19 protein-coding genes are annotated in these 23,899 nt (G+C 63.0%); 5 read left to right on the top strand and 14 right to left on the bottom strand.

Annotation, left to right across the window (positions count from 1 at the left end; all coding sequences use genetic code 11):
- Nucleotides 1-31: 31 nt before the first annotated feature.
- The 8 genes from I8J29_RS00785 to I8J29_RS00750 all read right to left on the bottom strand — a co-directional run bounded on the left by I8J29_RS00785 (nt 32) and on the right by I8J29_RS00750 (nt 10,387).
- Nucleotides 32-1,720, bottom strand: a complete 1,689-nt coding sequence (locus I8J29_RS00785; RefSeq protein WP_208845684.1) for a response regulator — start codon at nt 1,718-1,720, stop codon at nt 32-34.
- 161 nt (nt 1,721-1,881) lie between these two features.
- The gene (locus I8J29_RS00780; protein WP_208845683.1) at nt 1,882-2,994 is read right to left on the bottom strand and encodes a glycoside hydrolase family 172 protein; all 1,113 of its coding nucleotides are present in this window, start codon (nt 2,992-2,994) and stop codon (nt 1,882-1,884) included.
- Nucleotides 2,995-3,025: 31 nt separating this feature from the next.
- Nucleotides 3,026-3,910 (bottom strand): carbohydrate ABC transporter permease, encoded by an 885-nt coding sequence (locus I8J29_RS00775; RefSeq protein ID WP_208845682.1) that lies wholly within the window; start codon nt 3,908-3,910, stop codon nt 3,026-3,028.
- Between the two features lie 52 nt (nt 3,911-3,962).
- Complete coding sequence (locus I8J29_RS00770; protein WP_208845681.1) at nt 3,963-4,862, bottom strand: ABC transporter permease; 900 nt, start codon at nt 4,860-4,862, stop codon at nt 3,963-3,965.
- Nucleotides 4,863-4,925: 63 nt separating this feature from the next.
- Nucleotides 4,926-6,662: an extracellular solute-binding protein gene (locus tag I8J29_RS00765; protein ID WP_208845680.1), complete on the bottom strand. Its 1,737-nt coding sequence runs from the start codon at nt 6,660-6,662 to the stop codon at nt 4,926-4,928.
- A 123-nt stretch (nt 6,663-6,785) separates the two neighbouring features.
- Nucleotides 6,786-8,570: a sensor histidine kinase gene (locus I8J29_RS34360; RefSeq protein WP_208845679.1), complete on the bottom strand. Its 1,785-nt coding sequence runs from the start codon at nt 8,568-8,570 to the stop codon at nt 6,786-6,788.
- Nucleotides 8,571-8,667: 97 nt separating this feature from the next.
- Nucleotides 8,668-9,225, bottom strand: a complete 558-nt coding sequence (locus I8J29_RS00755) for a GNAT family N-acetyltransferase (protein WP_208845678.1) — start codon at nt 9,223-9,225, stop codon at nt 8,668-8,670.
- A 37-nt stretch (nt 9,226-9,262) separates the two neighbouring features.
- Nucleotides 9,263-10,387 (bottom strand): sensor histidine kinase, encoded by a 1,125-nt coding sequence (locus I8J29_RS00750; protein WP_208845677.1) that lies wholly within the window; start codon nt 10,385-10,387, stop codon nt 9,263-9,265.
- Nucleotides 10,388-10,641: 254 nt separating this feature from the next.
- Between I8J29_RS00750 and I8J29_RS00745 the strand changes: the two genes are divergently transcribed.
- A complete protein-coding gene (locus tag I8J29_RS00745) occupies nt 10,642-11,385 on the top strand; it encodes an SDR family NAD(P)-dependent oxidoreductase (protein WP_208845676.1) in 744 nt (247 codons plus the stop codon).
- Between the two features lie 181 nt (nt 11,386-11,566).
- Here the strand turns inward: I8J29_RS00745 and I8J29_RS00740 are convergent, their stop codons facing one another.
- From I8J29_RS00740 to I8J29_RS00730, 3 genes are all read right to left on the bottom strand, one after another.
- Entirely contained in the window at nt 11,567-11,929 is a 363-nt protein-coding gene (locus I8J29_RS00740; protein ID WP_208845675.1) for a GIY-YIG nuclease family protein, read from the bottom strand.
- A 46-nt stretch (nt 11,930-11,975) separates the two neighbouring features.
- Nucleotides 11,976-14,312, bottom strand: a complete 2,337-nt coding sequence (locus I8J29_RS00735) for a cobaltochelatase CobT-related protein (RefSeq protein WP_208845674.1) — start codon at nt 14,310-14,312, stop codon at nt 11,976-11,978.
- Between the two features lie 311 nt (nt 14,313-14,623).
- A complete protein-coding gene (locus I8J29_RS00730) occupies nt 14,624-17,113 on the bottom strand; it encodes a WG repeat-containing protein (RefSeq protein ID WP_208845673.1) in 2,490 nt (829 codons plus the stop codon).
- 289 nt (nt 17,114-17,402) lie between these two features.
- Between I8J29_RS00730 and I8J29_RS00725 the strand changes: the two genes are divergently transcribed.
- Together I8J29_RS00725 and I8J29_RS00720 are read left to right on the top strand one after the other, a co-directional pair.
- A complete protein-coding gene (locus I8J29_RS00725; RefSeq protein WP_240545806.1) occupies nt 17,403-18,893 on the top strand; it encodes an ABC transporter substrate-binding protein/permease in 1,491 nt (496 codons plus the stop codon).
- The gene (locus I8J29_RS00720) at nt 18,886-19,608 is read left to right on the top strand and encodes an amino acid ABC transporter ATP-binding protein (RefSeq protein ID WP_208845672.1); all 723 of its coding nucleotides are present in this window, start codon (nt 18,886-18,888) and stop codon (nt 19,606-19,608) included. The genes I8J29_RS00725 and I8J29_RS00720 overlap by 8 nt, the downstream gene beginning before the upstream one ends.
- Before the next feature lie 568 nt (nt 19,609-20,176).
- Here the strand turns inward: I8J29_RS00720 and I8J29_RS00715 are convergent.
- From I8J29_RS00715 to I8J29_RS00705, 3 genes are all read right to left on the bottom strand, one after another.
- Nucleotides 20,177-20,770 carry a pentapeptide repeat-containing protein gene (locus I8J29_RS00715; protein WP_208845671.1) on the bottom strand — a complete coding sequence of 198 codons (594 nt, stop codon included), beginning with the start codon at nt 20,768-20,770 and terminating at the stop codon, nt 20,177-20,179.
- 48 nt (nt 20,771-20,818) lie between these two features.
- On the bottom strand, nt 20,819-21,436 hold the full coding sequence (locus I8J29_RS00710) for a class I SAM-dependent methyltransferase (protein ID WP_240545805.1): 618 nt from the start codon (nt 21,434-21,436) through the stop codon (nt 20,819-20,821).
- 217 nt (nt 21,437-21,653) lie between these two features.
- Nucleotides 21,654-23,195, bottom strand: a complete 1,542-nt coding sequence (locus I8J29_RS00705; RefSeq protein ID WP_208845670.1) for an FAD-dependent oxidoreductase — start codon at nt 23,193-23,195, stop codon at nt 21,654-21,656.
- Nucleotides 23,196-23,355: 160 nt separating this feature from the next.
- Here I8J29_RS00705 and I8J29_RS00700 point away from each other — a divergent pair, with 160 nt between their 5' ends.
- Together I8J29_RS00700 and I8J29_RS00695 are read left to right on the top strand one after the other, a co-directional pair.
- Nucleotides 23,356-23,592: a spore coat associated protein CotJA gene (locus I8J29_RS00700; protein ID WP_208845669.1), complete on the top strand. Its 237-nt coding sequence runs from the start codon at nt 23,356-23,358 to the stop codon at nt 23,590-23,592.
- 2 nt (nt 23,593-23,594) lie between these two features.
- Nucleotides 23,595-23,855 (top strand): spore coat protein CotJB, encoded by a 261-nt coding sequence (locus tag I8J29_RS00695; RefSeq protein ID WP_208845668.1) that lies wholly within the window; start codon nt 23,595-23,597, stop codon nt 23,853-23,855.
- Nucleotides 23,856-23,899: the final 44 nt, after the last annotated feature.

The following is a 23,899-nucleotide window of genomic DNA, read 5'->3' as shown; positions in this document are numbered from 1 at the left end:
TATTCGTGGGCATGCGGCCGCCGGCGCGGGCTTACTCCAGTGCTTCCGCCGCGACCCGCTTGCCGTCCCGGAATTCCTGCGGGCTCAGCTGCGTCATCTTCTTGAAGCAGCGGGTGAAGTACGCGGCGGACTCGAAGCCGACCGCGCGGCCGATCTTGTGGATCTTCATTTCCCGCTGCAGCAGCAGCTCCTTCGCCTTCTGCACCCGGGCGTCGATGATGGAATCCTTCAGGCTCTGGCCGGTTTCCTGCTTGTACAGCTTGGACAGGTACGAGGGCGACAGGTAGACGAGCTCGGCCAGCTTCGTCAGCGACAGATCGCCGCCGAGGTTGTCCCGGATATAATCCTGCACCTTCCAGATGACGTCGTTCGTCTGCTTCTCGTTCTCGCTCGCCGTCTCCTCGAACAACAAATTCGCGAGCCCCTCGAAGCGCGCGGTCGTCTCCCGCCACGTGGCGTGCTCGCCGATGTTGAACAGCTGGTTCAGGTTGAACCGGTCGGTAACGGTCTTCATCAAGCCCCAGCGGTTGATGTACGTGATGAACATCGACACCATGGAGTAGAAGATTTCGACGGCGACGCCCGTCTTGGACACCGATTCGCCTTCGACCAGCTCCATGAACTGGCGGTACAGCTCGAAGAACTCCGCCTTCTGGCCTTTGTCCAAATATTCGTCCAGCAGCTGGAGCGAGCGCATCTTGACCCGGCCGTCGTGCTGCTCCCGGAACGCGTCGACGAGCTGCTGGTCCGACAGCAAAATTTCCTGCCGCGTCCCGAGACCGCGGGCGAACAGGAACGAGAGCGTATCGAACTTGTGGGCGATCTGGCGCCAGCCGAACGGCTCGCTCACGAGCACGAACGAGCACGGCACGCGCAGATACTGCGTGCAGGCCGACTGCGCGAGCTCCAGGTAGCCGTTCAGCCGGCGGAGCGGATTGGCCGCCGACGCGGCCGCGCCTGCGGTCCCGTCTTCCGCGCCGGCTCCCCCGTCCTTCGCCTGCAGCAGCCAGACGAACCGGTCCTGCCCGTACTTGATATGGAACATCCGGAACGAATCGGACAAATATTCTTCGGCGATGTTGTGCACGGCGTACATCAGGAGCATCTTGTCGGATTGGCTCATCTCCGCCCGCCAGGAATCGATCCGTCCCATGATCATGTAAAGCGGCTCGCCCGCCGCGAGCGGGATGTTCAGCTCCTTCAGCGTCCGGCCGGCCGCCGCGGGATCGGCCGCCGGCTCCGCTCCCTTCAGCAGCTCAAGCCCGAACTCCCGCTGCATGAGCGGCAGGGCGAGCGAGAGCTGGCTCTCGGCCTTCCGTACGAGCTGCCGCACGGCCAGCTCCTCGTCGAGGCCGGCCGCCGCGCGCTTGACGGCCGCCACGATCTGGGCGTCGCCTTCCGTCTTGAGCACGTAATCGGTCGCGCCGCTGCGGCTCGACACCTGAATGTAATTGAAGTCGTTGTAGCCGGTCAGGAAGATCACCTTGCAGCGCGGCCAGCGCGCGTTGATCTCCTTCTGCAGGGCAAGCCCGTTCATCTCCGGCATCTCGATGTCCGTCAGGACGATGTCGATCCGCGTCGCGTTCAGGCATGCCAGCGCGTCGGCCGCCGAATACGCCCAGTACAGCTCCAGCTCCGGCTCGTGCGCCGGATCGGAAAACAGATCGATCAATCCGTCCACGATGATCGGTTCGTCGTCGACGACCAGCAGTCTGTACATCTCGCCATCCTCCTCCTCATCCGCGTTCCTGCGTGCTTAATGACATGCGCGGGAGGAAGCCCGGCTTCCTCCCGTACATCGGCCTTGCCCGATATGGCGTGACGCGCGATCCGCGCCGCGCGGCCGGAGCCGGGCGAGCGGTTTCCCGTGCATTCGTTCGCTTACACGTCGGCGCGTTCCGGCCCTTTCTCCCCGTCTTCCATCAGGTCCGCGGTGCGCGCCTCGCGGTCCGGCAGCGCCGGGAACGGCTTCGTCGGCCGCGTCTGGTACCAATAGGCCACGGAGCAGACGTCGTCGCTGCGCTCGAACAGGCAGTTCTCGCTGTCTTCGGGCACGCCCGGCGCGGCGTAGCAGACCGACCGTTCGCCGTAGAAGGCGTCGGACGACTCGCGCGGCCCGAAGCCGAGCTGCTGGAGCGTCGCCTTCAGCGACTCGCGGAAGTAAATCGGATCCTTCCCGTGGAACCGGTACATGGAGAACAGCGTCTTCTCGTACTCGACGAGCGGCGCGCCCTGCTCCGGCGTGACGACCTCCTGCAGTCCCCACGCGCTGCCCACGTAATCCTCGAGGCCGGTGCCGCAGATCGTCGGGTGCGTCTCGTCCTCGTCGATGAAGAACTTGATCTCGCCTTCCCCGAACCACGTCTTCGCCTGCAGGATGCTGCGCACGCCGATGACGGTGCCGAGGTAGACGCCCGGTCCCTCGATACCGTCCAGAATGACGAAATCCTCGTACAGCGGGCACGGATTCCGCCGTCTGAATTGCGCGTGGAAGTAGCCCGCGTCTTCGTCCAGCCGGTCGCCGCGCGTAAAATCGACCTGATAGAACAGCATGTCGACGTCGAAGCCCGCGTCGTTCTCGACCGTGATGCGCGCCCGCTTCCGGAACGGCATCGGGATCCAGCAGTTGAAGCCTTTGCCGCTCTGCATCGTGACGTAATCCGTGACGAGGCTGCGCTGCCGGCCGTGCGCCACGCCGAAGAAGTCGCCGAGCGGCACTTCGACGCTCGGAGTCTCTTGGCCGTCCCAATACATCCGAATGATCAGATTGCGCATGACGGCGGGATTGCCGGGCGGCACGGTGCACCAGATATGGCGGACGATGCCCGGTCCTTCGGCGTCGAGCAGCGTATGGACGGCGCCGGCCTTGAACGGATGGATGCACGCCGAGCCTTTCCGGCCGTTGTTCGCCTGGCCGCCGGCGCCCCGCGCCGCGGTTTGGTTTTCCGCCGTGGCGGCATAGGAGCGGACGTGCGTTGGACAGGAGTAAAGCATGCGAAGTATCCCCTCTCTGAACGGGTTCCTATTATTCTTTGACGCTGCCCAACACGATTCCTGTCATGAAGAAGCGCTGCAGCAGCGGATAAATCAGCAGGATCGGCAGCGAGCCGAGGAAGATCTGCGCGGCCTTGATGTTCCGGTCCGACACGTTCTTCAGCTTCTCGATGTCGTCGAGCGACAGGTTGCTCATGTCCCGGGCCACGATGATCGTCTGCATGTAGCTTTGCAGCGGGTACTTCTCGGGCTGGTTCATGTAGATGATGCCGTCGAACCAGGCGTTCCAGTGGCCGACCGTCGCGAACAGCGTGATCGTGGCGAGCGCGGGCAGCGACACCGGCACGACGATGCGCCACAGCGTGCTCCACTGGCTCGCGCCGTCGATGTACGAGGCCTCGAGCAGCTCCTTCGGGATGTTGCGGAAGAAGTTCAGCAGCAGGATGACGTTGAAGATCGGCACGGCGCCCGGCAGTACCAGCGCCCAGATGGAGTTCAGCATATGCAGGTTCTTGATGACGACGTAGGTCGGGATCAGTCCCCCGTTGAACAGCATCGTGAAGACGAACAGCCAGACGAAGCCCGTGCGGAACCGGAGCTGCGACGCATCCTTGGACAGCGGATACGCGAGCAGCACCGTGACGACCATGTTGATCGCGACGCCCAGCACGACCCGCTCGAGCGTAATGCCGAACGACCGGATGAACTCCGGCTTCGTCGCGACGTACTTGTACGCGTCGAACGTGAAGTCGACCGGGAAGAACTTGACGAGCCCGCTTGCGGCCGCGGAGCTGGAGCTGAAGGAAATCGCCAGCACCTGGATCAGCGGGAAAATGCAGAGCAAGCCGAGCAAGACCAGCAGCGCATAGTTGGCGTATACGAAGGCCGTGCGGCCCGGACTGTTTCGTTGTACCATAACGGCCCCTCCTTAAATGGCGGTAAGTGATGATTTCGGCGCTAGGCGGCCGTCAGAAAATCCGGTAATTGGCAAAACGGTACGCGAGCAGGTACGACACCGAGATAAGCACGAACGAGACGACCGATTTGAACAGGCCGACCGCGGTCGCGACCCCGAACTGGAAGTTGATCATGCCGAGCCGGTAGACGTACGTATCGATAATGTCGCCGGTGGAGTAAACGACCGGACTGTACATGTTGAACACTTGGTCGAAGCCCGCGTTCAGCACGTTGCCCAGACTGAGCGTCGCGAGCAGGATGATGATCGGGAGAATGCCGGGCAGCGTGATGTGCCACGTCTGCTTCCATCGGCCGGCGCCGTCCATCTGGGCCGCTTCGTACAGGTTCGGATTGATGCCTGTCAGCGCGGCCAGGTAAACGATCGTATTGAAGCCGAATTCCTTCCAGACGTCGGATAGGACGAGCACCGGCTGGAACCAGGACGGGGTGCCGAGGAAGAAAATCGGCTTGAAGCCGAGAAACGCGAGAAATTGGTTGACGATGCCCGTCGAGGGCGACAGGACGTCCATGAGAATGCCCGCGAGAATGACCCAGGACAGAAAGTGCGGCAGGTAGATGATCGTCTGCACGCCCTTGCGGAAAAACGCCTTGCCGACTTCGTTCAGCAGCAGAGCGACGACGATGGGCACGACGAGGCCGGCGGCCATCTTCATCACCGCGATGGAAACCGTGTTGCGCAGCACGTTCATGGTGTCGTCGAGCGAATAGACGTACTTGAAGTTGTCGAAGCCGATGTAGTCGGAGCCGAACAGCCCCTTGGTCGGATTGAACTGCTGGAAGCCGATGGCCAGTCCCGCCATCGGGACGTAGTTGAAGATGACGATCAGCGCCAGGCCGGGCAACAGCATGAGGTATAAGCTGTAATCGCCGAGCTTGAATCTCTTGTTCATGGCCGCTCCCTTCCTTTCTTTATGAAGAGAGGGAAGCATCGCTCCCCTCTCTCCCCGCTTCGGTTATTGATGGTTCTTCGCGTACCAGTCGTTGACTTCCTGCGTGATTTGGTCGCCGCCGGACTGCTTCCACGTCTGGACGTACTGGTCGAACGAATCGACCGGGTCGCCCAGGATGATCTTCGTGATCATCTTCGATTCGAGGTCCATCAGGATCGAGCCCTTCGTCGCCATCGTGTTCGTCGGCGCGCCCAGGAATTCGTTGATCTTGATCAGGTTGTTGTCCTTGTAGTTCTCGAGGACGGAGAACGAGCCTTCCGGTCCCCACGTGCGGTCCCCGCCCCACTGCGTCAGATCGCCTTCCTGGTACTTCTTCAACGCGTCGTAGTATTTTTTCTGCTCCGGATTCAGGCCGGACGCATCGCCGGATTTCATCGCCTCGCTGACTTTGCGGAACGCGATCTGGTTCTTCTCCGGATGCTCGCCCTGCACCGCCGCGTAATCGAAGTAGCCGTAGCTCTTGCCGTCGACCGTGCCCGAGTGGTATTTCTCCGGTTCGGCGTTGTCGCTGAAAATATGCTCGAAGAACAGGTTCATCATCTTCACGATCGCTTCCGGATGCTTCGTGCCCTTCTTGACGGCGAAGTTCCAGAAGGCCGTCGGATCCGGCACCTGCACCATCGCGGGCGTGCCGTCGACGGAAGGGACCGGGTACGGCTTCCACTCGATGCTCGGATCGTTCTTCTTGGCCATGCCGTCGATCGGCCAGCCGATGTTCCAGAAGTAGCCGAAGTGGACGCCCGCTTTGCCCTGGTTCTCGGCTTCGGCGGCTTTCGCGCCGTCGTAGACGACGAACTGCGGGTCGATCGCGCCGGCCTTATACAGGTCCTGAAGCGCTTGCAAAGCCGGCTTCATTTCAGGTTGAATGCCGCCGTAGACGAGCTTGCCGTCCTTGTCCTGGATCCACATAGAGGTCGAAGCGCTCGTGTACGGATACGCGTGGAAGGCGTTGAAGAAGCCGGCCAGCCCGGCGTAGCCGTCGTAGAAGTTCTTGCCCATCGTGAGGCCGATCGTGTCCTTCTTGCCGTCGCCGTCCGGATCTTGATCGACGAACGCCTTGATGATGTTCAGCAGATCGTCCATCGTTTTCGGCTCCGGCAGGTTCAGCTTCTTGCGCCAATCCTCGCGGATCCACACCATGTCGACGTTGTTCAGGCCGCGCGTCGTGCCCGGGATCGCCATCAGCTTGCCGTCGAACGTCGCGGCGGTCGTCGCCACGCCGTTATTGGCCGCGTACGCTTCCTTCACGAGCGGCGACGCGTACTTGTCGAACACCTCGGTCATGTCTTCGACCATGCCGGCGTCGACGAGGTTCTTCAGCTGCTTCGTGTCGACCGGGAAGAAGTCGGGCAGGTCGCCGGAGACGATCGAGAGGTTCGTCTTCTCTTCGCACTGCGTCGTGCTGACCGTCCACTTGTTCGTCACGTTGATGCCGAGCTCTTCCTGATACGCGGTGTACCAGACGTTCTTGTCGATGGAGTCGCCCGGCGGATACGTCTCGGCGTCGTTCATGCAGCGGAAAGTCGACAGGTCGATCGGCGGATCGTACTTGCCGAGCGGGTTCGCGTCGCCGCCCGCGTTGCCGGCGTTCGCCGCGTTTCCGGACGACGCGTTGCCGCCGTTACTGGCCGCGTTGCCGTTTCCGTTCCCGCCGTTGCCCGAATTGCCGGAACATGCGGACAACATCATCATGGCGGCAAGGCTCGCCGCGAAGGCCAGTTTCACGTTTCGTTTGCCCATTCATGAGTCCCCCTTTTTAATGTCTGAATCTTAAGAACTTTTTGAATTCTGGCTGCTACATGTTCATTATAGGGTCGGAGGACAAGGCGCTTATATAATAAACTTTTGTGATCCGTTGACGTTTCAAGCGTTGTTGTCCGGTTCGTTCGCGGCCTGTCCGGCCTTGTCCCGGATCGTGACGTCGACCCGCAATCCGCCTTCGCTTCCGTGGTGCAGCCGGAGGCCGCTGTCCTTGCCGAACTGCAGCTGCAGACGCCGGTGAACGTTGCGCAGGCCGGTGATTTCGCCGCCCTCGAGCTGAAGCCCGAGCTGCGATTGGAGCTTGCCGAGCTCTTCGTCGGTCATGCCCGCGCCGTTGTCTTCGACGGAGATCCGGATCGCGGCGTCGTCCTGCCGGATCTTCACCGTGATCAGGCCGTCGTCCTTCTTGCGTTCCATGCCGTACTTATAAGCGTTCTCCAGGATCGGCTGCAGAATCAGCTTCGGCACCATGACTTGCCTGCATCCTTCCGGCAGCTCGTCGAATTCGACGTCGATCCGGTTCGAGAAGCGGATTTGCTGGATTTCCACGTACAGCCGTCCGTGCTTGACCTCGTCCTCGAGCGGGATTTCCGCGGCGCCGTTGCGCGTGATGAACTGGAAGTATTCGCCGAGGTATTGACTGAACAAAATGACGTTCTCGATGTCGTCCATCTTGGCGAGCCGGTGCAGAATGAAGTACGTATTGTACAGGAAATGCGGGTTGATCTGCGACTGCAGCTGCTTCAGCTCCGAGCTCTTCACCCGGATTTCCTGCTCGTACAGCTTGTGGATCAGCTCCTTAAGCTTGACGACCATCGAGTTGAAGCCCTCGAACAGGTAGCGGAACTCGTCCTGTCCGGTCGGGAGCACGGTCGGCTCCAAGTAGCCGTCCTCGACTTTGCGGAACGCGAATACGAGCTTGTTCAGCGGTTTATGAATCAGCCGGTAGATCCATGTCGAGAACACGGCGATGATCAGCATCGACAACAGCGCGAGCACCCAGAACCAGATCCGGTACGAATCCAGGTCGCCCAGCACTTCCTTCTCCGGCACGCAGACGAGCAGCTTCATGTGGATGGCGGTCGAATATTGATACGACATCAGGTAGGTCGTCCCGCCGACCTTCAGCGTCTCGGTCTCTCCCGGGCCATCGGTGCCGCTCCGTTCGTCCGCGAACCGGTTCATGGCGGCCAGCAGTTCCTTGTCGGCGCCGGTCGCGATCGTCCACTTCCGTTCCGCGTCCGCGAGAACGGCTCCCGAATGGGGATAATTCGCGAATTGCGCCATCGCCTTGCGCAGCTCCGGGACCGACAGCTGGATGAAAATGATGTAGTCCGGCTTCTTCTGCGCCAAGATGGCGACCGGATTGACGTAGCCGAGCAGCAGCCGCCCGTTCACGTTGATGATGGAGGTGCCCTTCTCTTTATATTGGCTCATGAATGCGTCGACCGCCTCGCGGTCGAGCGAATTGTACGGGTCTTCGTTCGAGATCGCCTTGCCGAGCGTAAGCATCTGGACGCTGACGGTATCGATGTACTTGCTCGATGTCTTGATGATCTCCATCTTCTCCTGCAGCCGCTTGATCGTCTCGCCCCATTCGAAGCGGCCGAGCGTCGAATCGACGTAGACGAGCCGCTGCAGGTCCTTGTCCAGGTTGAAGCCCTGCTGATGCTCGTACATCCGGTTCGCCTCCGTCTCGAGCGAGTCGACGAAATAAGCCGTCTTGGAGCCGATCGACTTGTCGATCTCCTGCTTGACCGCCGATTCGCCCTTCGCGTTGACGACCAGGCTAAGCACGCAGAGCGGCGCGACGACGAGCATGAACACGATGAGAATCTTGGGATAAATCGATTTGGACCGGAGTCCCGCGAATACTTGCTGCTGCACGTGAATCAACCTCCCCCTAATAAAAAAACCGCGTCGCAAGGAACGCGGATCGTGATCTGTGAATCCCTTCCTGCATCCCGGGGCCCTTCTCGCGCCGCTACGTGCCGCCGCGGTAGGCCTTCTCGTGATAACGCGCGATCGCCTTGAACAGCTCGCGGCCGTCGTCCGTCAGCGGCCGCTCCGGGTCGAAGCCGAGCCGCATCGCGCGATACGTCTCCGGCACCCAAATGTACGCGTGTACATATTCGGTAGCGACATACCCCGCTTTTTGCCAAAAGGCGATGCGCGCCGCGTTCTCCGCCGTCGCTTCCGCTTCCGCCTCGATGACGATCCCGCGGCACCCGGGGCGGACCGCCAGCGCCCAGCCGCGCAGCGACGCGGCGCAGCGCAGGCCGATGCCGCGGCCCCGCAGCCGATGCCGGACGGCCATGTAATCGACGACGAGCACGTCCATCGGCGCGTCGAAGGCGGTGAGCGCCATGGCGGCCGCCTCCCCTTGCTCGCGCCATACGTGAAGCGCGCATAGCTTCCGCTCGAACATCCGGCGTACGATGCGGCGCGGCTTCCGTCCGTGCTCGGGGAAGCCTTCCTCGTAGATCGGCTCCGCTTCCGCCCACAGCGCTTCGTCCCATTGCGCGGTCGTTACATGTTCCATGGCTGCACCTTCTTCCCGTCGGGATAGGCGTCCGTCGTCATTCCCGCTCCGCCGCGCTGTCGAACGCCACGGTGAAGGTCGTCCGTTCCGGGTCCGACTCGAACGTAATCGTTCCGCCGTTGCGTTCGACGATCTGCTTGCAGATCGCGAGGCCGAGGCCCGTGCCGTCGGACTTGGTCGTGACGAACGGGTCGAACAGCGTCGGCCGGAGTTCGGCGGGGATTTCCGGACCGGTATTGCCGATCCGGACGCATGCCGTTTCGCCCTCGCTATAAGTATGTACCAAAATCTTGCGTTCCCCTTCCGCGTCTCGCAGCGCGTCGATCGCATTGTTCAGCAAATTGGACAGCACCTGCATGACCGAGGAGCGCTGGATCTTCACGCGAAGGCTCTCCTGCAGCGACAGCTCGAGCTCGATGTTCTCGTTGAGCAGCAGCGGGCCGACGAGCAACAGCGTCCGTTCGATCAGCTCGTTCAGCGAGATGTAAACGCTGTCTTCATCGGCGATGGGTTTCCGGGAAAAGCTGAGAAAACCGGTGATTTGCATTTCGATCGTATGGAATTCCTTGTCGATGATATCCATGTACCGATCGACCGCCCCGAGCTCCCCCGCCGGCAGCGTCTTGCGGATCAGGGTGAAGAAGCCCCGGATCGTCGTGAGCGGATTGCGGATCTCGTGCGCCATGCTGGACGCCATCTTGCCGATCAGGTTCAGCTTCTCGTCGTGCATGTCTTCGATCAGTTTGTCCTGCCGCTCGATCCGGTAATGGGCATGATCCCAAAAATAGATATAAATCGCGGATTGAAAATGATCGATCCGGGAAATGACGCCGGCGATCAAACGGGTCAACGCCGCGCGTTCGACGTCGTATTCGGCGAGCGCGTCGAGAAGCGCCTCGCGGAAGAACTGCGAGCTGTTCAAGATATGCTCGATGGATACTTTTTTTTGAAACAGCATCTGGCACCAGCGTTCGTATTCCTTGAACAGCGGATGCTCTTTCATCGGAATCTCGACGTCGGCCACCAAACGAACGTACTTCCTGCCTTGTATGCGGAGCTCGTCCAAATCGAAGTAACCCGGGTAGGCTTGTTCCATGCGATAAATCCAACTCTCGACGATGATGTCCTGCTGGGTGTCAAAAAAACGGTTGAGTTCGCTCATGGGATCGCTCCGATTAGAAGTAAAATTAGAGAGTTGCCGATAAACGCAACGAAAAATAAACGAAAAATAATCGAAAAATAAACGAAAAGAAACGTAGTACTATTTCCACATGCCGAGAAGTATTCCTGCTCCGTCGCCAAAATACCATATATTTCTCTGCGGACGAACATCCGATTTGACAATGGTTGGCAATAAAGGTATACCAAAATGGAAGCCTTCCCGATTTCAGCATCGAACGATAGGAGCGAACGACCATGACCCATGAACTAACCGTCCTGATCACCGGCGCCGGCGGCGGCATCGGCCGCGGACTGGCGCTTGCCTACGCCGAGCGGGGCGCGAACGTCGTCCTCGTGGACCGGAACGCCGAGGCGCTGGAGCAGACGGCCGCGCTCGCGCGCGCCGAAGGCCGGGAGCCGCTCGTTCGCGCGCTCGATCTGAGCGATCCCGCCGAGATCGAAGCCTGCTTCGCCTGGCTGCGGGAGCGCGGCGTCAAGCTGGGCGCGCTCGTCAACAACGCCGGGCTCGGCGCCTGGAAGTCCGTCTACGACCTGTCCGTCGCGGAGTGGGATTACGTCCTGAACACGAATCTGCGGGGCACGTTCCTGTGCGCGCGGGAGGCGGCCAAGCTGATGCGGGAAACCGGCGGCGGGGCGATCGTCAACATCGCCTCGACGCGGGCGCTCATGTCCGAGCCGAACTCCGAAGCGTACGCGGCGTCCAAGGGAGGCATTCTCGCGCTCACGCACGCGCTCGCCCTCTCGCTCGGCCCCGATCGCATCCGGGTCAACGCGATCAGCCCCGGCTGGATCGAGAACGGCGATTACGCCGCCCTGCGTCCCGTCGACCATGCCCAGCATCCCGCGCAGCGCGTCGGCCGGCCGGACGATATCGCGCGGGCTTGCCTGTACTTGACCGATCCCGGGAACGACTTCGTGACGGGCGCGAACCTCGTCGTCGACGGCGGCATGACGCGGAAAATGATGTACGAGGAATAGCCCGAAGCCGCCGGGCGTCCTTCCGGCGGGAAGCGGCGATTACGCCATGGCCGCGGCTTCCCCGCTTCGGCGCTTGACGGGCAGCCGGCTTGCCGAACCCTATCGTTGCTTCCCGCGCCGATGCCAACAGAAAGAACCGGGTCCGCCAACGCGGACCCGGTTCTTGATATTCAGGCCTGAGTTACGGCTGCTTCGGCGGCTTGTTATAGCCTTTGTCGCCGTAGGGTTCCAGCTTCTCCAGCCAGCGCTTGGCCATCTGCTTCGTTTCCCAGCGGACGTCGGCGACCTCGCCGGCATCCTTCTCCTCCAGCACGTCGTAGGCGAACGCGCTTTCCCCGTACGTCTTCCAGTCGCGCTGCAGCTCCGCGTTGGCGAAGCGGCCCATGTCCAGTTGGGCGCGGATCGTGAGCCACTTGTTTTTCAGGTTGGGATAGGCGTCGACGTAGACTTTGCCGTTCGCGGCGTTCGCGATGCGAATGGCGCCCATGTAGGTTTTGATTTCCTTGTAGGCTTCCTGCAGCTCTTTGCGCTTCTGTTTATCCATGGCGTTCCTTCCTCTCCGTTCGATCGGATCCATTCGGTAATGACCGTTATAAATGCCGGGCGACGATTCGCACGAGCTTGGCCGGGAGGTCCTCGAGCTTCGCGATGTCGAGGAACCGCTCGCCGCCGTAGATGCGGCCGATGATTTCCTTGTCCTGGCCGATCGCCGCCGCGACGAACGCGACGCCTTTGCGCTCGTAGTCCGAGATCGCCGCGCGCATGTCGCGGGCGGCACGCTCGCCGGCGTAATCGTCCATCGCTTTCGGCTGTCCGTCGCTGACGCTGATGAGCAGCTTGGCGCTCTGCGGCATGCCCGCGAGCCGGTCCGCCGCGATGCGGAGCGCCATGCCGTCGCGGTTGTTGCCGCGGGCGCGGATGCCCATCAGCCTGAAGCGGTCCCCGGCGTCGGGCCCGGCGGGATCGGCATATGCGTAGACGGACATCTGCTCCAGCCGCGAGACGTCGGCCGTGTCGCCGTAGATCAGCACCGGAATGCCGCACATGGCGCAAAATTCATACACCGCGACCGCCGCGCGCCGCGCGGCCTCCAGCCGGCCGAACGCCGCCATCGAGCCGGATTCGTCGATCCGCAGCCCGACGGCGAGCGACGGCGAATCGGACGGCGGCCGCTTCTTCGCGAAATGGCGGAAATCGCGCCGCGCGGCGCTGTCCGCCTGGAACCGCGCGCCATAGAATTGATGCCGCGCGAAGTCGGGCGCCTGCTCGTGCTCGAGCAGCGGGAGCGTCTGCGCGGCGATCTCGCGCACGACCGGCAGCAGCTCGGCGCGAAGGCGCCCGTAGGCCCGCTCGTCGGCTTCGTCGAAGCCCGGGCGGTGCACGACGAGCTTTACGCCCTGATGCATGGACCCTTCGACCGCGCCGCGCGCTTCTTGGTTCAGCTGCCTGCGGAACGCCTTCTCGCGCTGCTTGACCTCCTCCGCAGAGGCTTCGTCTTGCCCGGCGCCGTGAACCCGCGGCGCTCCGTCTTCCTCGCGGTCCGAGCGCTCCATGGCGGCATCCTTCGCCGAAGCGCCGGAAGAGCCGTCTTCGCTGTCGGCCGACCGCTTCAGCGCGAGCGCCCGCTCGCCATCGGCTTCCGGTTCGGACCCGTCTTCCAAGACGGATTCCGCGGCGCCCCAGGTTTTGATTTCGATCTTCGTTTCCTTTTCCATTTCCTGTTTGATCTTCATTTCCTTTTCGATGTCCATTTCCTTTTCGCTGTCCGGCTCCGTCTCGGCCGCGCGCGTCTCCCGCCGTCGGTCGGACGGCTCGCCGCCGTCGCGCGGCTCGCGGGCCGTCGCTGCGTCAAGGTCCTCCAGCTCGCGGAACAGCCCGCCCTGCGCCAGCGCCTCCTCCAGCAGCTTGACTTCTTCCGGGTCGGTCGAGATTTTGTAGATGACTTTGGTGTACAGCGTCTCCCGCGCATCCACGCCGTCCGCGACCGCGTCCGCCCAGGCGAAGTACGAGCGCATGCCCGCGACGCCTTTGATCGCGTGCGCTTTGGCCGTCCGGTCCAGCGCCAGGATGACGTCCGCGAGCGTGCCGAGCGCCCGTATGTCGCGGCAGCCGGTCTTGGCGGCGGCGCGCCCGATCATGACTTCCCTGGCGGGCAAATCCATCTTCTCCGCGTGCTGCACGCGGTCCCGCAGCGCTTCGTTGAGCGGCCGGACGCCGGCGTAGCCGCGGTTCGTCGTGATGACGGCGACGAAATCCGGATGCCGCCGCAGGAGCCCCGTCGGCAGATTGAGCGCGCCGTCCGGCTCGAGCGCCGCGTTCAGCGCCATAAGCACCGCCGCGTCGCGGATGACCGTCGGCTCCTGAATTTCGAGCAGGTAGCCCCGCTCGAACGCCCGGACGATCTCGGACGGGTAGAACCGGTATGCCACCGCCTCGCCGCCCGCTTGCGCCGAGACGAGACCGATCAATCGCTTCAACCGGGCGGACGCCGATTCCGGGGTAAGGCCGAGCGCGTCCGCGATCAGCTCGCCCGCGCCGCGGAAGCCGTCGCTCGCGTACAACGCCTGCAGCGCCGTCCGGTCGTCCGGCTCCAGGCCCTGCTGCCGCTCGGGGGCGATGACCGGCAAAATGGCGCCGATGACGTCGGTTTTGTCCATGTCGGCGAAACACGTGATTTTCGTATAAGGAAGGCCGAAGTTCGCCGACAGCGCCTTCGCCAGCTGCGTCTTGCCGGAGCCGGCGTCGCCCTCGAGCAGGATCGTGGCGATCTTCAGGTCGCCGCGGTGCCAGTTGCGCCGGACTTCGCGGCTGATTCGGCGCTCTTCGTCGCTTTCCGCGTGCGTGGGCGGCTTCGTCCAGACGAGCGCCCGTTCGTCGGCCGTCAGCCGCCTGTCCGGCGACAACGGTTCATGGGGCGGTCGGTTCATGGGGTCGTGCTCCTTTCGATCGGCGGCCGCCGGCCGCCAAGGCTTGTGGATTGGGTTTGGGTTGAGTTGAGATTGGGGTCGGAATCGCATCGAACGACCTTTAAGTTAGTAATTTACTAATTTAACTCGCATAATTATTTAGTAATTTAGTAAATACATCGTCATTATAGCCCCATCCCTTTGCCGGCGTCAACGGGCAGCTATCCTCGCGTCTCGAACAATCAAAAAAGCGGATCCCGATTCCGGAATCCGCTTCTTCCGCTTGACGACGTCCAGCCGCGCCGCGACTGCCGTCTCAGCTCCGCATCCGTTCAAGCGTGGAACGCTTTCCAGAACGGCCCGTTCGTATCGAGAATTTGCCCGACCTGCGTGAACGGAATCGTGAACGTCGGGAAGCCCGCGGAATACGGCGCGATGTCGTACGGGGCGAAATAAAGATGCAGCGCGTTCTCCGTGACGTAGAACGGCTGGTCCGGCGCGATGCCCTTGTAGGCGTCCGGGAACACGTAGGAATATTGCGGGTCCTCCTTGATCTGCTTGCCGACGATGCCGCTCAGCACCTTCACGTAATCGCTTCCGGGCTTGAACAAGTCCTTCAAGGCGAACATCCGGCCGTCGGTCAAATCCACGATCGCGTAGGTTTTCGTCGGCATCCCGTGGGCCGCTCCGAAGGGAAAGTTATAGCCGGTCAGATCCAATTCCAGCAGCTGCTGCTTGTAGAACGCCACCTCGAAATCGCCGCTGTACGTATAGCCGAGCTGCTCGTCCGCGGGAACCGGCTTGACCTGCGACATCGTTTTCAGCTTCTCGTTCACGCTCCGCTCCGCCGTCCGGTCGGCCATGCCCTCCACCTGCGGATAATAGACGAGGTAATCCCGGTTCGGTTTGAACTTCAGCTCCTTGACCGCATAGGGCGGACGCAGCGGAATCACGGTATTCTGTTTCCATGCGATGCGGCCGTCGCGCCGCAAGTAGGACAGCCGGCTGTCGACGTACGCCTTGATCAACCCGCCCGGCTCCATCGTCAGCGTGCCGCTTCCCGCCACCCGCGGATGCCCCGGGGCCGGCTTCCCGGACCGGTCGACGAAATACGTCTCGCTCGCGTCCTCGGCCGAAGCGAGTCCGTTCTTGAACTCGCCGACGTCGCGGTACAGGAAATCCGTCAGCCGCTTGCCGCCGCGGTCCGCGATCGCATACCGCGAGCCGATGAACGGCTGCTCGGGGTCGATCGCCGTGCCGAGCGCGAACCGGTCCTGGCCGAGATCCCGGATATCGTTGTAGCCCGCCTGAACGATGAACCGGCCCTGCTTGTCGATGATGCCGTAGCTGTCCTTGAAATCCTCGGCCGTGTTCACGATGGCCCGGCCGTTTTGGAACGGCAAGGCGGACGTATACGCCGGTTGAATGACGATCGTGCCGCGTTCGTCCAGATAGCCGTACTTCCCGTTCGCTTCCTTCTGGAAGGCGAGCAGGCCGTCCCCGGGCGGACCGACGTACGGATAGGCATACGTCGCGAGCCGTGTCCCGTCCCTGTCGATGAGCGCGTACTCGTTGTCGGCGATTTTCACGAGCGCTTTGCCGTCTTCGAAATCATAGGCTTCCGCAAACCGCGCGGGAATGATCTCGGCGCCTTGCGCGTCCAGGTAACCGTAACGCGAAGCGCCGCCTTCGGGCATGACGTAGAACATCGCCCGGCCGTCGCGCATCCCCGCGATGAACGGATACGCCCGCTTCGTCAGGACGCGTCCCCGTTCGTCGATCAGCTTGAAGCCGTCGGCGTCGATGACGGTTGCCCGTCCTTCGGAGAAGTCGCTGACGGAATCGTAGACGGGTTTCACGACATAGTTGGCCGAGGCGTCGATCAAGCCGTACTTGCCGCGTTCCGCCACGACGGCCAGTCCGTTCGGCTGAAAATCGTTCGCGTCGTCAAAGCGCGGCGGCACGGTCATGTTGCCGGCCTCGTCGATATAACCCCAGCGCAGCCCGCCTACCGTCTTGACCGAAGCCGGGTACAGCCCGGCCGCCCGGGAATCCGCGTCCGGCTCCAGCATGGCCAGCAAGCCGCGCTCCAGGTCCAGCATCTCCTCGCGCGACGGCGGAAGCGCGCAGCCGAGCGCCCGGCGCACCGACGCCAGCGCGGGCTCCGGCAGCCCGGCCAGGCATTGGGCTTCGGCGAGGTAATACCAATAGAACGCATTGCCCGGGTCCTGCCGGGTCAGCGCCTCGTGATAGCGGGCGACGCCGGGATAATAATGCGCGTAGGACTCCCGCGCCGGCGCGAAGGCGCCGTTCGTCCAGCCGACGACGTCGACCCGGTACGCGCCGCCCGCGACATGCGTCCACAGCGCGAGCTCCGCCTTGCCGTCCGTCCCCCGGAACCCCGGCATATCCGCCGCTTCCATATGATTGCAGAACATATCCGGCGGCGCCGCGTCCCGCAGCCCGCCTTGGCTCCACTCGTAAACCGACGGCTTCGTGTAGCCGCCTTCGAGCTGCCAGCCGACGGTCAGGTTCGGCCGTCCCGCGCGCGTCACGGGCAGCGCGCCGAACAGCGAGACGCCGTAGCCGAGCCCTCTCGCCCGGCAGGCTTCCGTCCAGGCGCCGTTCCGGTAATGCAGCACGAGCAGGCGGTTTTCCCCGTTCGCCCGATACGCCGCCGCGATCTCGGGCCGCCGGTCCCCGTTCAAGTCCGCCGCGCACACCGCCGCATGCGGATAAGGCTTGTCGATCCAGACCAGCTCCGCGCCGGCCGGCAGATGCGCCGCGGCCAGCTGCGCCAGCCGAACGTCGTATCCGTTCATTTTCCGCAGCCTCCCCCATTCCCTTCTCGTTCGCCTAATCGTATGCGGCGCGCGGGAAGATATGCCTAGGTCCGCAGATGTACCGGCCCGAATGCCGCGCTTGCGGGACGGCTCTCGGAACGCCTGCTTTCGGACGTCGGACAAGAGACTTCGGAACTGCTCGTTCGTTCGAACCCGGGCTCCTCTCCTGGCAATCCCAAAAAAGGACTATTGACTGCGTTTCTTCCGTTAGGGCATAGTAAACAATGGTTTAAAAGGCAGGAACGGAAGGAACCGGAAGGAGTCAGGAATGAACAACATCACGAACATCCGGGCCGGGCGCGTTCTCGTCGCGCTCTTGCTGCTGCTTGCGGCATTCGGCGCGGTCAGCATGACGCCGGCCGCGGCGACGGCCGGGACCGCGGCCGCCGCGGCGGGCGACGTCTGCCAAGGGAAGACGCTCGTCATGGGCACCTCGCCCGATTATCCCCCTTACGAGAACACGGACGCCAAGAACGGCGGCGCGATTATCGGCCTCGACATCGATATCGCCAAGTCGATCGCGGCCAAGCTCGGCTGCAAGCTCGAGATAACCGGCATGGACTTCAACGGCCTGATCGCGGCGCTGCAGACGGGACGGGTCGATTTCGTCATGTCCGGCATGTCCGTCACCGAGGAACGCAAGAAGAGCGTCGATTTCTCGGATACGTACTACGTCGCGCGCAACACCATCGTCTCGGCCAAGGAAAACGCATACCAGTCGCTCGATCAATTGGCGGGCAAGCGCGTCGGCGCGCAGCTCGGCTCGACCCAAGAGAGCGTCGCCGCGGCCATCGACGGCGCCGCGGTCAAGAAGCTGAACAAAGTTACCGATCTCATTCAAGAAATCAAATCGAACCGCATCGACGCCGCGATCATCGAGGACGCGGTGGCGCTCGACAACATCGAGACGAACCCGGACCTGTCCTTCGCGATGCTGCCGGCCGGCGCAACCGAGGAAGGGTACGCGATCGCGTTCCCGAAAGGCTCGAGCCTGACGCCGGCCTTCAACGAGGCGCTGAAGGACATGGACGCGAGCGGCGAGAAGCAGCGCATCATCGACGCGTGGTTCGGCAAGCACGACGCCGTCCAGGCCAAGTCGGGGCTGATCGACTTCAGCTCGCTCGACGGCTACACCGGCTTCATTTTGCGCGGGACGCTCGTCACCCTGCTGTTCACGCTCGTATCCGCCCTGCTTGGCTTCATCTGGGGCACGATCCTCTCGCTGTTCAAGCTGTCGACGGTCAAGCCGCTCCAATGGTTCGCGACCGTCTATACGTCGGTCTTCCGCGGCACGCCGCTTCTGCTGCAGCTCGTGCTCATCTACTACGCGACGCCGCAGCTGACCGGCTACGACATCCCCGCGTTATTGGCCGCCGGCCTCGCGTTCGGCCTCAACTCCGCGGCGTACCTGTCGGAGACGATCCGCGGCGGCATCATGGCCGTCGACCGCGGGCAGCGGGAAGCGGCGATGGCGCTCGGCATTCCGTACCGGACGATGATGGTCAGCATCATTTTCCCGCAGGCGGTGAAGAACATCCTGCCCGCGCTCGTGAACGAATGCGTCGCGCTGATCAAGGAATCGTCGCTCGTCTCGGTCATCGGCGTCGCCGACCTGCTCCGCCGCGCGAGCGAAGTGCAGGCCGCCACGTACCGCGCGCTCGAATCGCTGCTGTTCGTCGGCGCGATCTATTACGTGCTCGTGCTCGTCCTGACCTCGCTCGCCCGATTGCTCGAAAGGAGGCTGCGCCGCAGTGATTAAGGTCGACCAATTAACGAAAAGCTTCGGCAAGCACGAGGTGCTCCGCGGCATCACGACGGACGTCGCCCGCGGCGAGGTCGTCGCCGTCATCGGCCCGTCGGGCTCCGGCAAATCGACGTTCCTCCGCTGCCTCAACCTGCTCGAGACGCCGAGCGGCGGCCGGATCGAGATCGACGGCACGGCGATCACCGATCCGAAGACCGACATCACCCGTTTCCGGCAGCGGATCGGAATGGTGTTCCAGCACTTCCACCTGTTCCCGCACATGTCCGTCATCGACAACATCATGTTCGCCCCGGTGAAGGTCAAGGGGCTGTCCCGCGAGGAAGCGCGCGCGAAAGGCATGGGCCTGCTCGAGCGCGTCGGGCTGCTGGAGAAGGCAGACGCCTTCCCGTCCCGCCTGTCCGGCGGGCAGAAGCAGCGGATCGCGATCGCGCGGAGCCTGGCGATGGATCCGGAGATCATGCTCTTCGACGAGCCGACGTCCGCGCTCGACCCCGAGATGGTCAAAGAGGTCCTCGAGGTGCTGCGCGGCCTCGCCGATTCCGGCATGACGATGCTCATCGTCACGCACGAAATGAAGTTCGCCCGCGAAGCGGCGGACACGATCTATTTCCTCGACGACGGCAAACTCGTCGAGAAGGCCGAGCCGGAGCGGTTTTTCACCGCTCCGCAGAGCGAACGCGCGCAGCGGTTTCTGGAGCGCGTGCTGTAGCGGCCCCGCATGCGCAATAGCCCCGGGCAAGGTTGAGCGAACCTTGTCCGGGGCTATTTTCTTGCGTGGCGCGAATTGTGGCGGCAGTGCAGCACGGAAGTTTTGGCGGCGGCGCGGTTGCGCTTCGCCGCTGGCGGCGCGGAGCGTTCGTGCGTCGGAGGCGCGGAGCGTTCAAGCGGCGGCGAAGCGGAGGCGTTCGAGCGTCGGCGGCGCGGAGCGTTCGAGCGTCGGCGGCGCGGCGCGGAGACCGCGTAAAGCCGAGCGGATGCGGACGCTGCTAAAGGTGGCACGATGCGGGTACGTAGATTGTCCGCCGCATGCATGCTCGCGCGAACCGCGCCTCAAGCGGACACAGCAGCCGTTATTTAAGCTAAATCGCCCTTGTTTCCGTTTAAGCGGCCGCAAGTTCCGCCATGGAACTAAGACGGCCGCATTTCGGCGCATTCGCCCTCCATAACGGATCTCCTGTCCGCCAAACTCACAAAAATGGCGAATATCGCAAAATAACGGCTTTCGTGTCCGCTCAGCTTGATTCTAACGCGAATTGGGGGTTGGAACGATCGCCGGCTCAATCTTCATTCAGCCGGATATCCATATTATGCAGCAGCGACAACGCCTCCGGAAGCGAGAAGATCGCCTGCGAGAGCCGGTTGGCGCCGGGGTCGATCTGGTAGTTGACGGCATCGGAGAAGTCCGCGCCGCGAAGATCCGTATCGCCGAACAAGCTTTCGCTGAAGTCCGTGTCGCGCATGTCGGACTGCGCCAGATTGGCTTCCCGGAAGTCCACGTCCTTGGCCAGGCAGCCGTTGAAGACGCATTGCGGCAGCTCGAGGCCGATGAACGTGGCGTGATTCAGCGTGCAGCCTTCGAATGTAAGCAAGCCCGGCACGGCAATCCGCGGCCAGTCCGCCTCGGTCCAATTGACGCCGACCAGCCTGGAGCCCGTAAACGATGCCTGCGCGAACGCCGTATCCGCGATCCGCACGCCGTTCAGGTCGCAGCGGACGAAGCTGCAGCCCGAAAATTTGCAGTCCCGGAACGCCGTGCCGGCAAAATGGCAATCCGTGAACACGCAGTCGTAGAACCGGACGCCTTCCAGCTTCTCCTCTTCGAAGCGGAGCTCGCCGAAGGACTCGTCGTAGTATTCGGATTCGTTGAACATTTCCATTCCTCCACTCCTGTTCGTTACGCGCGGAACCACTTGCGCAAGTTAGCCGTCCTCGCGCCTCCGGAGCGTCAGCGATTGAAAATGAGGGCCGCCGCCCGGCACCGGAATCGCCCGGAAGGCTAGTTCCCCGAAGTACGGGCGGACGCGCGCGCGCACCTCGTCGTCGGTATACGACGCGAAAAATCGCTTCGGTTCGTACGCGTCCTGCTCCCAAACGCCTTCAGCGTCCGCGCCTCCGTACAAACCCATGAAGAACAAGCCGTTCGGCTTGAGCACGCGCCGGATGCCGGCAAGGACGCCGCCGATGTCCCGCTTCGGCACGTGCAGCAGGCAATTCAGCGCATACACGGCGTCGAAAGCCTCTTCGTCAAAGTCCAAGGCATAAAAATCCATGACGCGCGCCCGCAGCCCTATCTCCCGGCAATGGCGGACCATCTCGGGCGACAAGTCGACGCAATCGACCTCCAGGCCCCGGCTTTGAAAATAGCGTCCGTCCGTTCCGGGACCCGAGCCGATTTCCAGCAGCGTCCGCTTCCCTTCGCTCCGCAGCAGGCGCGCGAACGACTCCCGTTCGTACCGCTTCCATTCCGCCGGAACGGAATTCGAACGCCGCTCGGCTTCGCGGTCGTAAGCGCGGGCGAGATCGCTTTTTTGCAACAAGACGTTTTCCTCCTTCACGCGGTTGATGCTACCTACTTCCACGCCCGGGCCGTTTTCTCCTGTTTGGGACGCGGAAACCGTCGGGTCCGGCGCAAGAATGACCGGCGCAGCGCGAAAAAGCCGTCCCTTGCGCATATGCGCGCGAGAAACGGCTTCCCGCCTATCCAATCGTCCAGCCGCTTGAACGAACGTCAATCCGAACCTGCGTCTTCCTCGCTCACCGCGCCGGTTTCGGCACAGGCGGCGCGGCCCGCAGCTCGCTGAGCGGCTCCGTCGCCGGGCCTTCCGCGACGCGGCCGCGATAGTCGAACCGCGATCCGTGGCACGGGCAGTCCCACGTCCGGTCGCCGCTGTTCCATTCCACCTCGCAGCCCATGTGCGTGCAGGTCGCGTCGACGAGATGCAGCGTACCGTCCGCATCGACGTAAGCCCCTGCTTTCCGGCCGTTCACGCGCACGAGCGCGCCTTCGTCGCGATTCAGCTCTTCCGGCTTGCGGCCCAACCATTCCAGCTTGCCCTGAATGTAATGCTTGGCCGCGCCGGCGTTCTCCGCCACGAGCGGTTTGACGTCCGGCGCGTGAAACCGGGACGGCGCGAACAGCGCTTCGTACCGGCTGCTCCGGCCGGTCAGCAGATCGCGCAGCAGCAGCGCCGCGGCCGTGCCCGTCGTCATGCCCCATTTCCGAAAGCCCGTCGCGACGAAGCTATGCGGCCGCTTCCTCGTCGCCCGGCCGATATAGGGAAGCCGGTCGAGCGTAATGAAATCGTTCGCCGACCACCGGTACGGAAACGCCGCCGCGCCGAAGGTTTCCCGCGCCCAGGCTTCCAACGCCTCGTAATGCTCGACGGTGTTGATGCCTTGTCCCGTCTTATGCGTCTCGCCGCCGATGAGCAGCAGCTCTTCCCCGCCGAACGCGACGGAGCGGATGGACCGCTTCGGTTCGCCGGCGCTAATGTACATCCCCTTCGGATGCTCGCCGGGGACCCGGGCCGCGACGACGTACGAGCTTTCCGCGTGCAGCCTAGCGAAGAACAGCCCGGTTTCGAAGACGGGAAAATGCGCGCAGGACACGATGTTCTCGCATGCGATTTTCGCCCCGTCCGCCGTAACCGCGATGGACGGCTCGCCTTCCTCGACCGTTTCGATCGTCGTCTCTTCGTAGATCCGTCCGCCGAGACGGACGAAAGCTTCCGCCAGCTTGGCGAGATACGGCACCGGATGAAACCGCGCCTGGTCCTTCATGGCAAGACCTCCTCTCGCCGCGAACGGAAGCGCGAGCCGCTCGCGCCATTCGCCCGGAATGCCCAGCTTGGCGTAAGCCTCGTATTCGGCGCGGAGCCGCTCCGCCTGCCGCTCGCACGTCGCATAGACGATCGCCTCTTCGTCGCGAAAATCGCAGTCGATGCCGAGTTCGCGGACCGTCTCGCGCATAAACCGCAGTCCCTCGGCATTCGCCTCGTAATAGAGCCGCGCTTGCTCCTCGCCGAAGCGGCGAATGAGGTCGGCGTAGATCAAATCGTGCTGCGCCGTGATTTTGGCCGTGGTATGGCCCGTCGTGCCGCCGAGCAGCTTGCCGGCGGTGGCCAGCACGACCTGCTTGCCCGCCCGCGCCAGCAGGTAAGCCGTGGTGATGCCGGCGATGCCGCCGCCGATCACGGCGACCTCCGCGTCGACGGAAGCTTGCAGCGAAGGATAGGACGGCAGCGGGGCGGACGCCAGCCAGTACGATTCGGGGTAGGGATATACGTTCATCGTCATCCTCCTGTCATCGTTCGTCTCTCGCCATTCATTAACCTGCCGGAGCCGTTCCAACGCTTCATCCGCCGGATCTCCGCCCGCGAGGCCTCGAACGGATCCGCGATTCAACCGTCCGGCTGGCGTTTATTAACACGTAATCTCGTCAAGGAGGTTCAAGCGCATGAGCGAACATCGCAAAACCTGGAAGCCGATTCCCGGCAAACACGACCCCTGTCCCCCGCTGAAGGAAAAGACGTACGAGACGCCGCCCAACCTGTACCTCGGCGTGCAGGAGCCCGGTCTCGAACAGTTCGCCCCCGCGGAAGCGCTGAAGAAAGGCACGCTTTGGCCGGCCTTGTTCGGCCCGTACGAATCGCCGTTCGAGCCGGAGCCGCGCGCCCGGAAGAAGGAGGATTAACCATGAAACAACCGACCATCAAAGCGATGAATCAGCTGGAGCAATTGCAAGCCGTCGATTTCGCGATCGTCGAGCTTCGCCTGTACCTGGACACGCATCCCGGCGACGCGGAGGCGCAGGCGCAGCTCGACGAGCTCGCGGGCGAGCGGCTGAAGCTGAAGGAACAGGTCGAGGCGGATTTCGGCCCGCTTTGCAGCAGCGAAGCGTCCCGGGCCGGACAAGCCGTGAGCTGGAGCGAAGGCCCGTGGCCTTGGCAGCTGTAGCGCGCGCGACGTCCCGCAAGATAACGCGAAGGAGGCAAATTTCC

The organism is Paenibacillus artemisiicola, assembly GCF_017652985.1.
Taxonomy (GTDB): Bacteria; Bacillota; Bacilli; order Paenibacillales; family Paenibacillaceae; genus Paenibacillus_Z; species Paenibacillus_Z artemisiicola.
The sequence above is the reverse complement of the archived record's forward strand: the minus strand, read 5'-3'. Positions and strand labels throughout refer to the sequence as shown.